This is a genomic window from Zooshikella harenae (genome assembly GCF_018837975.1).
GTDB lineage: Bacteria > Pseudomonadota > Gammaproteobacteria > Pseudomonadales > Zooshikellaceae > Zooshikella > Zooshikella harenae.
Window position 1 is genome coordinate 1 of sequence record NZ_JAGSOY010000027.1, and the last position, 13,922, is coordinate 13,922.

Annotated in this window: 12 protein-coding genes and 1 pseudogene; 9 read left to right on the forward strand and 4 right to left on the reverse strand. The window is 41.3% G+C overall.

Features of this window, described 5'->3' with window-relative positions:
* The 4 genes from KCG35_RS12590 to KCG35_RS12605 all read left to right on the forward strand — a co-directional run.
* Nucleotides 1-273: hypothetical protein (locus KCG35_RS12590; RefSeq protein ID WP_215820057.1), on the forward strand; the 273-nt coding region annotated here is incomplete at its 5' end.
* A complete protein-coding gene (locus tag KCG35_RS12595; protein WP_215820058.1) occupies nucleotides 254-622 on the forward strand; it encodes a hypothetical protein in 369 nt (122 codons plus the stop codon). The genes KCG35_RS12590 and KCG35_RS12595, both read left to right, overlap by 20 nt.
* A gap of 95 nt (nucleotides 623-717) precedes the next feature.
* Nucleotides 718-936: a hypothetical protein gene (locus KCG35_RS12600; RefSeq protein ID WP_215820059.1), complete on the forward strand. Its 219-nt coding sequence runs from the start codon at nucleotides 718-720 to the stop codon at nucleotides 934-936.
* 5 nt (nucleotides 937-941) lie between these two features.
* Nucleotides 942-1,373: a hypothetical protein gene (locus tag KCG35_RS12605; RefSeq protein WP_215820060.1), complete on the forward strand. Its 432-nt coding sequence runs from the start codon at nucleotides 942-944 to the stop codon at nucleotides 1,371-1,373.
* A gap of 19 nt (nucleotides 1,374-1,392) precedes the next feature.
* Here the strand turns inward: KCG35_RS12605 and KCG35_RS12610 are convergent, their stop codons facing one another.
* Nucleotides 1,393-1,734, reverse strand: coding sequence for a DUF6717 family protein (locus KCG35_RS12610; protein ID WP_215820061.1), 342 nt, complete (start codon nucleotides 1,732-1,734; stop codon nucleotides 1,393-1,395).
* Between the two features lie 10 nt (nucleotides 1,735-1,744).
* The gene (locus KCG35_RS12615; protein ID WP_215820062.1) at nucleotides 1,745-2,119 is read right to left on the reverse strand and encodes a helix-turn-helix domain-containing protein; all 375 of its coding nucleotides are present in this window, start codon (nucleotides 2,117-2,119) and stop codon (nucleotides 1,745-1,747) included.
* A 100-nt stretch (nucleotides 2,120-2,219) separates the two neighbouring features.
* On the opposite strand from KCG35_RS12615, the gene KCG35_RS12620 reads away from it, so the two are divergent.
* From KCG35_RS12620 to KCG35_RS12640, 5 genes and pseudogenes are all read left to right on the forward strand, one after another.
* Nucleotides 2,220-5,219, forward strand: a complete 3,000-nt coding sequence (locus tag KCG35_RS12620) for a CHC2 zinc finger domain-containing protein (protein ID WP_215820063.1) — start codon at nucleotides 2,220-2,222, stop codon at nucleotides 5,217-5,219.
* Between the two features lie 2 nt (nucleotides 5,220-5,221).
* Entirely contained in the window at nucleotides 5,222-6,292 is a 1,071-nt protein-coding gene (gene xerC / locus KCG35_RS12625) for a site-specific tyrosine recombinase XerC (protein ID WP_215820064.1), read from the forward strand.
* 742 nt (nucleotides 6,293-7,034) lie between these two features.
* Nucleotides 7,035-7,343: pseudogene (locus KCG35_RS27080) on the forward strand (RNase A-like domain-containing protein); the annotation flags it as partial.
* Entirely contained in the window at nucleotides 7,340-7,636 is a 297-nt protein-coding gene (locus tag KCG35_RS12635) for a contact-dependent growth inhibition system immunity protein (RefSeq protein ID WP_215820065.1), read from the forward strand. The pseudogene KCG35_RS27080 and the gene KCG35_RS12635, both read left to right, overlap by 4 nt.
* 155 nt (nucleotides 7,637-7,791) lie before the next feature.
* Entirely contained in the window at nucleotides 7,792-8,283 is a 492-nt protein-coding gene (locus KCG35_RS12640) for a hypothetical protein (protein WP_215820066.1), read from the forward strand.
* Nucleotides 8,284-8,396: 113 nt separating this feature from the next.
* On the opposite strand, the gene KCG35_RS12645 is transcribed toward KCG35_RS12640, so the two are convergent.
* Nucleotides 8,397-10,913 carry a glycoside hydrolase family 15 protein gene (locus KCG35_RS12645; protein WP_215820067.1) on the reverse strand — a complete coding sequence of 839 codons (2,517 nt, stop codon included), beginning with the start codon at nucleotides 10,911-10,913 and terminating at the stop codon, nucleotides 8,397-8,399.
* An 848-nt stretch (nucleotides 10,914-11,761) separates the two neighbouring features.
* Nucleotides 11,762-13,054 carry an FAD-dependent oxidoreductase gene (locus tag KCG35_RS12650; RefSeq protein ID WP_215820068.1) on the reverse strand — a complete coding sequence of 431 codons (1,293 nt, stop codon included), beginning with the start codon at nucleotides 13,052-13,054 and terminating at the stop codon, nucleotides 11,762-11,764.
* Nucleotides 13,055-13,922 lie beyond the last annotated feature (868 nt).

Here is a 13,922-nt window from a genome sequence, read left to right on the forward strand (position 1 = left end):
GAAAAGATACTCACTTCATACTACGGAAAAGTCAAGACCGGTAGTCGAGTTGGTAATGGTGGATTGGCCGATGCTCTGAGGCACGAGAAAGCAACAGGTGAGCTACTGTCTCCTTCAGGGCATGGGGCTAAAGCAGTTGAGCAGCGGAAGAGGTTAAATAGCTTTATACGAAATGCCGATAATCAACCGCCGGGGTCGTACCCTTATAGTGCGAGAGATGTTAACTTTGCGAAAGAACTTGTGAGGGATCTTGATGATGCCATCGGTCGATAAAATGTTTCAGCAATTTATAGAGTGGTTTATTTCTCTGGCATTTGTATCTCAAGGAGACTTGGATGCCGCTCTTGAGGAGTTCGGAGGAGTTAGTGGTGTTATTGAAGATGAATTCTATGTGTCTGCCTATGAAGAACTTGGGCGCACCTTAGCTAATAAAGTTGATCTTGTAACATTGATAGACCTTATGCAGGCTCATAATATCTATCTTTCTAAAAATCCTGATCACGCATACTACTTTGTAGAAGCTATTATCGATGAGGTGTCTTCGAAGGGATACAACGTCAATGCTCTGGTTGATGTTGTACCTGAGGAGTACCAGAAATTTTTAGAAAAGCGCTTTAGTTAGATGTTCCAAAGGGAGCAGCAGATGCAGCCAAACGACTTGGAGTTAATTTAGATAAGATCTCCGTTACGAATGGTGTAGGCCGCGCAAAAATTGATTTGTCTGCGAATTTAGATCCGGGAGACATTAATAAACTTAAAGATGTATTTAAAGCGCGCGGAGCAAGTAAAGCGGAGATAGATACCGGTTTTATTGCGAACGAAAAGCTAGATACCTTTTTACGTCGACGAGTTCAGGATGGTAAGCCATTTAATGGGGGTACCGTTAGAAACAGCACCTCTAAAGACTCTGACTTTACGATAGATTTTAATTTGTGATGAGCATGATGAATAAAGATGATTGGTACATTGATCGAATATTGTGGAGGGCAAATCAACACAATCTTTTTGATAAGTCATGTGTCAAATATTCCGAACTAGATAATAGCTGCGTTGCGGCTATTGATGATGCTATTTCTGGAATAGAAAAACCTGTTCTAGTTTTCTGGGATAGTGAAAAAAAGTGGACGGTTCTATGTGCTTTGCATATCTACTCTTTCTTTGATGGGCAGCTAGTGTCATCAGATTTAGATGAGATTGATAAGTCTGTTAGTGTGGTTTCAACTGATGGGCTTTCTGAAGATATTAAAAAGAGCGCAGATATTCTTAGTTTGGACAAGCTGAATAAATCTGTTTGGGCTCCAGCGGGTTCGGAGTTGTTCGCACTTATGAGTATTCTTCAAATGTTCCCTTTAAGGCTAAAAAATACTGCGTAGCCAAAAAGCTGAGAGCAAATTATTTGCTCTCAGCTTTCACAAAAATATTCAGTGGCGCTTTATCAAAGTATTTAAATAAGGCTGGGCATAGCCAGCCTTCTTCCTTCCCATCGATGGTGTACCAATTACCTTCGCATTCTTCCCTAACCCAGCTGAGTTTACGTTGATGGCCGGGGAACTCCTTTTTAGAAAAAATTAGCTTAAACCCCTTTGGGGCATTGGGTATGTTAGTGACTAGATCGTCTATCATCTCGGGTACACCGAAGACAAAGGGTTCTTTAACTAAATCAACATCGGGATCATCAAAAACCCAAGTTCCTTCGTATTGGTAAGGGAAAATTACGATTAATGCGTTATCCATTATGAACTCCTCAAGCTAATTTATCAGCAAAAGCACGTTTGGCGTTGTGTTTAAGAATCAGACTTTCCAGTAGTTCCTTAACCACCATTCGCTCAGTCTCATCAAATTGGCTTAATGCTTCAAATTGCAGCTTCAAATCATCATCGGGGCTGCGGTGATCTTCTCCAAATACCAAATCATCCAGAGTGACGTGTAGTTCCTTAGCCAGTCGTACCAGTGTATCTAGGGTAGGTTGAGCTGTACCAGCCTCGTACCGTTTAATCTGGTTTACGTGCAACTCAATCGCGTTGGCTAGAGCTTGCTGTGTTAATCCACGCTCTTTACGTAGTGTTATCAGTCTGTTTACAAATTCCATCGGAAGCATCCAAAAAATCGTGGTGTCCATAAGTGTACCCCCTAGGTATCTTTAACTGCTGATAAGGTACAGTATAGTGTGTCAGAATAAACAGTTAAAGATACTTGACAGGTTTTAGGGGGAAGTCGCTATGGCGAGGCTAGCTGATGATGTAATAAGTAGGATTAAACAGGATGTGTCGTTACTGCGATTGGTAGAAAGCCAAGGTCATAACGTGACCAAGCAAGGAAAGGATTATGTGGTGTGTTGCCCGTTCCATGATGAAAAAACGCCATCCTGCATAATCAGCCCAAAAACCAACCTCTTTAACTGCTTTGGTTGTGGCACTGGCGGCAGTGTCATTGATTGGGTGATGAAAACCCAAAGTGTCAGCTTCCGCTTTGCTTGCGAGATGTTGCAAAAAGACTTGGGGCTAGTGATTGAAAGCAGCACCACAGCCAAGACGAAAAACACCACTACAAAACTCACTCCACCCTTAGCCGCTAATGCTGACAGTCAAACCGCCTTGCGTCAGGTGATTGATTATTACCACGAGACCTTCAAGCAGTCGCCTGAAGTTATCGAGTATTTACGTTCACGAGGGCTAGAGCATCCTGAATTAATAGACCGTTTTAAATTAGGCTTTGCCAATCGCACCTTGGGTTATCGTCTGCCAGAAAAGAATCGCAAGGCCGGTGCTGAATTACGCGGTAAGCTTCAAGAAATAGGCATCCTGCGAGATAGCGGCCACGAGCATTTTAACGGTTCGTTAGTGGTGCCGATCATCGATGAAAATGGCGTAATCAGTGAAGTGTATGGCCGTAAAATATTAGGACAGCGGTTAAGGAAAGGGACGGCTCAACACCTGTATCTACCTGGGCCACATAACGGCGTATGGAATGTTGAAGCCTTTAAAGCCAGTAACGAAATTATTTTATGTGAAGCCTTAATCGATGCGATGACCTTCTGGGTTCATGGCTTTAGAAATGTGACGGCAAGCTATGGCACAAGCGGTTTTACTTCTTCTCACTTAGCCGCCTTTAAGCAGTATGAAATTAAACGAGTGCTGATTGCTTATGATCGAGATGAGGCTGGCAACAACGCCGCTGAGAAATTAGCCAAGGAATTACAAGCCGAATGTATCGACTGTTTTAGAATCCTGTTACCTAAAGGTATGGACGTTAACGAATATGCCCAACAAGTAACACCAGCTCAAAAAACATTGGGCTTAGTGATTAGAAAAGCCGAGTTTATGGGCGCTGGAAAAGCCCCGGAGCGTCAGCTTGATATGGCAACACAAGAACCTGCGTTCGATCCTGATACGGGTGAAATCTTCGATCCAGAACAACCCGAAGTTGAGGCGATACCGGAAACCATTAACGCTTCACCACTGCCAGAACCTGCCGACAATGTAACCGCCGAAGTTAGCGACCATGAAACCATTATCGAGTTGGGCGACCGCCGTTATCGTGTTCGCGGTATCTCCAAAAACATGAGTTACGACCAGCTCAAGGTCAACGTGTTGGTGAGCCGAAGCGATAACTTCTACGTGGATACGCTGGATATTTACAGTGCAAGACATCGCGCTGCCTACATTAAACAAGCCAGTATCGAACTCGGATTAAAGGACGATGCCATCAAAAAAGACCTGGGCAAAGTCTTATTAAAGCTGGAAGAGCTGCAAGAAAAACAGATTAAAGGCGCACTGGAACCCGAAGAGAAAAAGGTCACGCTGAGCGATGAAGAACAAAGCGCCGCTCTGGAATTACTGAAAGACCCTTCACTCCTTAGCCGCATTCTTGAAGACTTTAATCGTGCCGGTGTGGTCGGTGAAGAAACCAATAAGCTTGTTGGTTATCTGGCTGGCGTATCACGCAAACTGGATAAGCCTTTGGCGGTGATTATCCAATCCAGCAGCGCCGCCGGTAAAAGCTCATTAATGGATGCCGTTTTAAATTTAATGCCGGAAGAAGAGCGGGTGCAATACTCTGCGATGACAGGGCAAAGCCTGTTTTACATGGGTGAAACCAATCTTAAAAATAAAATACTGGCGATAGCGGAAGAGGAAGGCGCAGAGAATGCGAGTTACGCTTTAAAACTTCTGCAATCAGAAGGTGAGGTGACAATAGCGTCCACGGGCAAGGATGCCACGACAGGGAATCTCACCACGCAAGAATACCGTGTTGAAGGGCCGGTGATGTTGTTCCTTACCACAACGGCAATCGACATCGACGAAGAGCTAATGAACCGCTGTTTAGTGTTAACGGTGAACGAAAACCGCGAACAAACCGAGGCCATCCACTCGCAACAACGCTTAGGTGAAATGTTGGAAGGCTTGTTGGCTAATGAAGAAAAACAACGGCTTATTAGCTTGCATAGAAACGCACAGCGCTTGCTAAGACCGTTAAAAGTGGTGAACCCTTATGCTAATCAGTTGAGCTTCTTAAGCGATAAAACTCGCTCGCGCCGCGATCACATGAAGTACTTAACACTCATTCGTACCATTGCATTATTGCACCAATACCAGCGTGAAATTAAAACGGTGACTCACCAAGGTAAGCAACTGAAATACATTGAAACTACGTTGGACGATATCGATACCGCCAACCGTTTAGCCAATGAAATATTAGGTCGTACCCTTGATGAACTACCGCCACAAACGCGCCGCTTGTTGATGTTAATGAATGACATGGTGAAAGAGCGTTGCACGGCGTTAAAGCTGGAAAAACAAGACTACCGTTTTAGCCGCCGAGATGTACGCGAGCATGTGGGCTGGACAGACTTCCAGATCAAAACGCACATGAGAAAGTTAGAGCAAATGGAATACGTGTTGGTACACCGTGGTGGCCGTGGGCAATCGTTCGTCTATGAGCTGATGTATAACGGTGAAGGTAAAAATGGTGAAACGTTTTTAATGGGCTTGGCTGATGTAAAGGAGCTAAAAAGCACAACAAAAAATAGTTATGACGAAAAGAAGGAGCATCCAAGTAGCCCCCAAGTTGCTACCAAGGAGCCCAGTGGTAGATTGTCTGAAAGTACTGTAAATAAAGGGCTAAATGGCAATAATCTAAAAAGTGACTCAGAAAGCACTTATCCCGTAGAAAAGTTAGTTGCATCGCATCATAACGATGCAATCACAATGGACGTTTAGTAATGCCGAAGAAAGGAGAGAAAACACCACGCCCACCGATAGGCGACCCCAACGACCCAGAAAGCTTATTTAATTACATGCGCCGATTTTTACTCTGGCAAGCCGAAAAAAACTACTCACCAAAGACGATTGAAAACCGCGAAGTGTATCTGAGGTATTTTATCCAATGGTGCGATGAACGAGGATTAACAAAGCCACCAGAAATTACCAAGCCGATTATCGAACGCTATCAGCGTTACCTGTTTATGTATCGCAAAGAGCGAGACGGTGAGCCGTTATCAACACGAAGCCAGCACGTAAGAGTTGCGCCCATTAAAGCTTGGTTCAAATGGTTAGCGAGACAAAACTATATCTTGTACAACCCCGCCAGTGACTTGGACTTGCCACGCCTAGAACGACGACTGCCAAAAAATATATTAACCGTGGCCGAGTCCGAAGCAATCATCAATCAACCCAACACCTACACACCAACCGGCGTGAGAGATAGAGCGATATTAGAAACGCTTTACTCAACTGGTATGCGTCGAATGGAATTAATCAACTTGAAGTTGTTCGACATCGACACTGAGCGCGGTACGGTGATGGTGCGGCAGGGCAAAGGCAAAAAAGACAGAATGATCCCAATCGGCGAACGGGCTTTAAAATGGATTGAGAAATACCAAGTGGAAGTGCGACCAAGCCTAACCATGCCAGACGACGAAGGCACCTTGTTCTTGACCAACTTGAGCCAAGCCTTTACCGCGAACCGATTAACCCAGATGGTGCGGGAATACATCGACCAAGCCGACATCGGCAAGCGTGGAAGCTGTCACTTGTTCCGCCACACGATGGCAACCTTAATGTTAGAGAACGGCGCAGACGTTCGCTTTATCCAAGCCATGCTTGGCCACGTAAGTCTTGAGACAACCCAGATCTATACGCAAGTAAGTATCCGAAAACTAAAAGACATCCACACCGCCACACACCCCGCCAAGATGATGCGAGCACAGCAGCCAGAACAAGAAGCCGAACTCGACGAAGAGGGCTTACTCTCTGCCTTAGCCGCTGAAGAAGCCGAAGAAGAAAAAGACTAAAAGACAAAACCCGCTTTGTTTATGGGAGACATTGAGCTTCTTCCGCCGCTCGTCACATGGCTTGCAAAAAGACCGCAAGCCAAGCGCCAAGCTCCATTGTGCCAAACGGGAAGTGAATCACTCCGTAAGAAGGTGGCTAATAAGGTTGCGGCCCGTTCAGTCAGTCGTGTGTCACAGGCTTTGCAAAAAGACGCAAAGCCAGCGCCAAACGCCTTCCTTCTCTAAGCGCGCAGCATCCATAGCCGCGCCCTGCGCGCACCTCTGCCCAACCTGGGCATTTATTTTTAGGGAAAAAGCACCCCTAAAAATAAATACCGTCGGTTGCCCCGTTTTGTCTCCGCTGCGCTCCGCCAAAATGGCCCTTTAAAAAACACAAAGGGCCAGTGCTTGCTATGTGCAGCCGCAAGCGGCGCTTAAAATCTGTTTACCTAATCCCCCAACCCCCTTTAGCAAAAGGGGGCTTGCCGCTAAGCGAGGTCGGTGCATGACGTGCGGAACTGGCTTGTGCTTCTTCCCGCCATCCGTTGCCGCACGTGTCCCCCTGCGGTGGCCACCTTGCGCAAAAAGCGCGCAAGCTGTCCATCCTCGGCGGATCAGTTAAAAGCAAAAGTGCGTCGGGGCTTTTAACTTGGTAAACTGCCTGGGCACCTGGGGTGCAGGCTCTTTAAGGCGTTGGTAGCTCTAGGGTTGAGGCGAGTTTAGTGTACGATGAACATCAGGGTGTCTTGATGTAGGGAAGTCAGAAGCCGAGTTATTAGGTCGTCTAGCATCCAATTCCCGAATAACAGGAGCATCATCGTTCACTAATAGAGAAATAGCTGAGTCAGCTGTTTCTGCTGCGCTAGATGCAAAGCAAGCAGATATTCAGAACTTCTTAAGCGGTACTTCTAACCGTTTAGTAATTAATCATTCTTTACCAAGTCAAGTAGGAATAAGCGTTAGCAGAGGGGCTACAAATGCTGTTCCAGCTTCAAACGTTAGAGTCGTCTTACAGCGAGATACTTCGCTATCAACTGGTTATCGTATAGTCACAGGATTTCCTACACCATGATGAATGATAAATATCCAGTATTAACTCACTTATTCAGCTGTTACTTCCATCAAGATTGGCCTGATGAGTTCGATTCTCCTGATATGGCTTTAGATGCCTTTGTTGACTCAGAAACTGCAGAATTTGTCAAAATTGCCAGGGATGAGCTAAAAAAAATTATTGATTCTGGTTGCAGTGACAATGAAATTTTGCGTCTCCTAAATGAATTGGGTTGTTATTACGAACCTACAGCTGACTATTCGAGTGCTGTAAGTTGGCTTAAAGATATTAATAGGAAATTAAGTTTCCACTAATATCAAATACTTCCAGATTGATTTAACTGACTAATCTGCCTCTGGCAGTTTAGTCAGACGACAGTGGCTATAAAAGCTGATGGTGAGTTTGTAACTTTGCTAGAGTCAGGAAAGGGAATGGATATACAGTTTACAGATTTTATGGTGGACTAAAAGTGGAGAAAAGCCAATTAAGCTCAATAATAGGCATGCAACTTAAAGATATAATTCATGTTGGTGTCATTGATTTTGAAGAGAATATAGGTGAAATAACAACCTTTCATACTCATCTTTTTTTAGAAGTCAATAAATTATTTTTAAAGCTTGAGTCTGTAGAACAGTATTCAAAGTTAAAGGTAAGCTTTAACAGTGATGTTGATTTTAGCTTTGATTTTGACATAGAAGAAGATATGTCATTTTGTAAGTATTCAGCTGCAAACATCTATTTTGATAGTACCTTAGCTGAAAACTATATATCATCTGTGGCTCTTTATGAGCCACTATTCTATGATAAATCACTAGCCTGTGATGCAATGGAAGTTGTTTTGGATAACAATCAATGCGTTTTTTTCGACCCTAAAAACTTATTTGGAATAAAAGTTGGAGACAGTAAACTGAAAGACGTATTTTTAATGCATAACAATATCAATAGCATTATTAACCTCTAGTATTTGAGTAAATTCTAGCTTGTTACCCTCCCCCTCTAGAATAAAAACTTTATATACACATGGTTGCCGAGGGGGCACATTTGATTTGCTAAAAAGTTATAAACGTTATGTTGTTAAAAGCGTGGCCAGAAATGGTTATCTTCACATGGTTTAACCTTAAAGTTCTCTTGTTTCTGCCAGGTTTTATCATTGATTAGGGCTTTCACTTCAAATGCTGATGTTTGTTGTGGAAATGTTAAACGCCATACATTGCCTTCTGTCCAGCGAGTTGCTGCCCCTTCTTTCCAATTGAGTAGCTTTGCGTCGCCTCTGACAGTAATGTGATTACCCCAACCAGCGTCATAATGTACATTAACTGTAGTCATACAACTTTGATAGCGTTTTGCTACGATGCCAGGTGTATCGATAATACGATGTTCACGTTTTGATTTTAACAGTTTAATGTACTCAGCATGGGACCAAGCAAGAGGTGTTGCACCACCAGTACCTTCGCCAAACTGGTATGGCCCTTCAGCCTTATCCCAAACTTGTTCTGGAAGCATATTGCCTTCATTGGCAAATTTTTCCATTGCTTGGATATACTGATCAACACTCTGCTTTTTGGCTACTTCCAGGTGGGCTCGTTCACCTGTAAGAAGCGGCCATAAACGACCTTTTCCTTCGCCGGTATAGTCGCTACCTCCTTGCTTTTCTCCGTAGCCATCATGATTGTATCGGTAAAATCCTGGGCCATTAGGAGTCTCCACTTTTATTGATTGTTCGTAGTTCTTTAGTGTATTTGTTATTGAGGTATCAAAAGGACTTTTTATACCGAAACGAACAAGCTCAAGAAAACCACCATCCATCACATTACGTTCTAAGTGTTGACCACCACCATTTGCGATATAAAAGACACTATCATCATTTGGGTTGTAACTTGAATGGCAGTAATCGGCACCTTCTATACGTTGATAATATTGCCCATCACCTAATTCACCTTGGTGTGTAAATGACCAGTCGGCAATGCCATCGGCCCATAAATCGGCTTTTAAGCGATAGGAACGGGCAGCTTCTTTATCACCCTGGTGGTCGGCAAAATCAGCTGCTGCAATTAATCCTGCAATCGCTGCCGAAAGTGTTGAGGGAGAAATACCACTCGTTTCTTCCCATCTTTCTTGATGAGTCCATGGTCCTACTTTAGCAACAAAGTCTGCTGCAGGTTTGACAAATGAGCTGTAATAGTCAATTGGGTTGATAGCGCCTTCTTTCCATAAACGCCACGCTAATACTATAGGCATAGCAGTTTCATCAAGTTGCATGCCTTGCCAGTGACCTTGCCCAGAAAGCCAGAAGTTTTGAGGGAACGATCCTTTTTTATTGACTGAAGAGCCGCACAGTTGCCAGTTACCATCATCAGCTTGAAATTGTACTTCTTTTAGGTAACTTAATGCTTCTTTTGCTGTATATTGATCTCCTGCTGCAAGAAAGGCGGTAGCAACTTGATATAAATCTCTGGGCCAAACAACATGATAACCAATTGGACCATCTTTATAGCCATCCGCTTTTGAGCCTGGGAGAATACCACGTTGGTCTCCAGAATCTTTATCAAACTGGCTTTGACCCCAAGGTACACTTAATGAAGCAATCATTGCACCATTATAGGTTTTATCCTCATGTGCTTTCAGGACCATGGCTGAAGTATAATATAAGGCACCATTGTCAAAAGATTCCTGACTTAGGTCTTCTAAGCCATCACAATAATTATTCCATTGTTGGTTATAGAGAGAGAGTACATTCTCAAATGATTTTTTCATGCTATTTTTAGCTGTTAGTTGTGCTTTACTTTTTTCTTCTGCAAATCCAATTGCGACTGTAAAGGTGTATTCTCCCGCTTTTGTAGGTAAATCTAGTTGTCCAGTAAGTGCGATATTACCATTTCTAGCATATTGGTAATTCCAATCCATACGATAGTTGTCGTTTAAATCTTGCCAGCCATCGCTTCTACCAACAAAACCCACTGATGTTTGCTTGAATGGAATACTTGCCGTCAGTGCCTGATATTGAGCAACATGATTGGTACCATTATCATACTGAGCTCGATCATCCCAAGCATATAAAGCATCTTTTGTTGCTTCTCCATAGTCATATAAACCTGTATTACTCACAGCAGGGTTGAGTAAAATAAATAAACCTAAATTATCTTCGTAGGCTTTGAAGGTAACGTTTAATAGTAAAGTATTTGTTGTTGGGTCGGTAATTACTTTTTTATGAATTTCGTACTTTCTTTCTTGGTCAATATTTACTTGTTCATAAGCCAGTGTTTTTTTATTTAAAGAACGTATTTCATGTTCTGTATGTTTTTTTTCTTCATCAAAAAAAGTTCTGCCATCACTTACCATGAATTGTAAATCAGTAATTTGAGCCATATCGATTTGTGGCCAGTATACTTCAGAAACAATGCCATCAACTAAGCTAAACCAAACTTTTGATTGTTTACTATTAGCTGTTCCAATTCCAGTTTTACTGGCAGAACTCCAATGGTGGTCAATGCCAGGGGTTCCAGGTGCAAGACCACTGTTACTCCAGGCAAGGCCACTAGTAATGCTTGCAATAATAAGTGTTAACGCCTTTTTTTTTAGGCTTGTCATCATTAATTCCTCTCAAATTGCCATCTTTGTTTTTATATAAATAGTTTTAGCTATAGTTATTCTTATAGTTTGTATCGATTTAAAAGACTGTGCAGTTTTATGTGGTACTTATAAAAACTTTTTTACAATATGTGATAAATTTGCAACTGTTTTAATTGTAATCCTTTTCTATTATCCTCCACTAATAGGTTTAGTAAGTTGCTGGTTAAAGTGATAAATGAATACTCTTACTGCTTTTTAACTCCTGAAAGTGAAGTGTTCTAGTTATATATGATGTGATTATGCTAAATGCCAATAACTTTTGTTGATAGATATATGCTTGTAGTGATGAGTATTAGATAAATATTATTTGTATGGCAGCTAATTGAAAGCATTTTTAGGTATGAAAATATATTACTGCTGTTGTTTTACTTTCACAGTAAATATAGAGAAAAGTCTTCATTTAAGTATCTTTTAGATACTATGGAGGTGTGCTGTAGATTAACTTCATATTTATGACTTCTTTTTTTGTTAGGATAAATAGCCATCAGTATAATTATATATTTTGTAACTGCTTGAACGTTGATGCAAGTCATTTATGTAACTCAAACAAGCTTTAATACAAAAGTAATAATATGTTACTTTGTGAATTGTTTGTTTACAGAAAACTATCTAAGATAATGAGGAAGCAAGCGAAGTAAATTATTGAGTAAGGTGTGAAGCAATTAGTTTTTCTTGTGAATACCCACAACTAAAGGGCTCTTCTTAAAAAGCACTATTTTGAGAGATAGCCAAAATTGTTAGTGCTATTTATTTTTTAATTTAAGGCTGATACTCAAATAGACCAGGATGAACTATTTGATTGAATAGCTTCATTGAAAACTATCAGGCAACTGGTGAGATAAACCTGATGCATACTTAATAACAGGTTTATGGAACGGTCTTGCAAAGTTGGCAAGAGTAAGCCCAGTATTTCTTAGTAGTTTGAGAGGCGCTTTATTGTTGCTAAATAGATAGTAGAACATATCCATAATATACATCATTCGAGTATTCTCTGGACGTCTACGTTTTTCATAAGTAGATAACATCTTTGGGATGTTTGATGTTGAAAGATTGCCTTTCTCATTAATAATGATGTCGGCTAAAACAGCTGCATCCATAAACCCTAAGTTTGCACCTTGTCCTGCTAAGGGGTTAATTGTATGTGCTGCATCTCCTATAAGAACTGTATTATGTGAAGAGTAGGTTTGAGCATGTCTTTTAGTGAGTGGAAAGCTACCAGTTGCTACTATTTGTTCAAGTTTTGGTAGTTCTTTAGGAAAAGATTGTTGGATTGTATGCAGAAGTTGGTTTGTGCTCAGTTGTTTTAATTGCTCTATAGCGTCAGGGCAGTTATACCACACAAGTGAAGCGTAGTTTGTACCATTGACTCTTGGCAGTGGTAGAAATGCCAAAGGTCCAGTAGGTGTGAATGCTTGCCAAGTAATATGCTGCTGCGGTCCTTCTTGTAGAGCAACAGTAACCACAAAAGCATGTTGTTCATAATCACTTTGTGTTATGCCAATATTAGCGGCTTGACGAACGGCGGAAGAGGCGCCATCTGCACCAACTAATAGGTTTGCAGTTAGCTGAGTTTTATCATTTAGTTGAACCGTTGGATTTGATTTTTCTAATGTAAACTGTTGAATTTGAGCAGGGCAGTACAGATCTAGAGTCGCTTGTTTTGGAACTTGTAAGTGCAGTGCCTGCTGAATAATGTTATTTTCGATAATATATCCAAGCGCGGGTAGCTTAGCTTGTTTGGCTGAGAACAATGTTTTATTCAGACGATTGTTGTTGATGCTCAATTCATGAGCAGAGAGTTGCTCCCAAACGGCCATTTCATCGTATGGGCATGCTCTCATTGCAAGGATATTACTCCATGCCTTAACGTGCTTAAGAACACGAATACTTGCTTGGCTGAGGGCTGATACTCGAATATCAGGAGGTGATAGAGGATCAAACTCTGGACAAGGGTGCTTTTCAACCAAGGCAACGTTGATTCCTTTGCTGCTTAAAGCGAGTGCCAATGTTGTACCGACCATGCCCGCACCAATAATGATAACATCGTAGTGTTGTTGCATAATCAACTGTAATCCTCTCTTCAACTGCAAGCGTATTGTCATTATACCTTAGTTGGAGTTGGTATTGCTTGAAATATACTTTTGTAACTAACAGGTATAGGTAAAGAAGACTTGTGTCTTAAGGTTTAATGTTGTTAGCCGTTTACTATGCCCACAGCGAGGGATATAAAATTGATTCTTGCCATGAAATGATTATTGCCTTTTACTCTTATAGGCATAAAGAAGTCAACTGTAGTCTATAGCATTAGATGAGTGGCTATTGTATTTAGAGTTTGCTTACCACAAATAGTACAAAGGTAACTAATGCAATCATCTTACATTATTTGAAGTAAGTTGTTAGTTAAAACTCACCAAATTTCTGTCTTAAAAGCACGTTATTTGTGGAATGAGAGTTGCCTTCCTGATTTTATATACGTTTGATATTTTCAGTAAAAGCTGAATGTATATCTTTCATTGGCAATCAGAACTAGAGAGTTGCAATAATTCTAATCAAGACTTTGTGATTATTATTTGACTTGATATGGTTAAATGTAGGAAGAAGTGGTTGTCTAAAGGAACCAGTTATTCATAATTTGTATATTGGCACATTGTTTAAATAAATAGTCAAATATGAATAGTTGATAAAAAAAATATTAACAAATGATTTTATGATGGTAAAGAACTAATAGACTAAGTTGATATGGCGTTTTTTCATGTATGTAGTATACAGTTCTATGGCGCTATTATCAGTATTATTGATAAGTATTTTGCGTAGAAAATTTCTCTTTTATTTTCCCAATCGCTGATTATACAGACTTGGAAAGGTTTCCAAGCCCAGTATGTGTGAGGTCTGGCAGGGTTTGGTATGATTAGTTGTAAATCTGTTCGATACAACCTTGGTAAGATAATTGGCAATATTTACCAATTACTC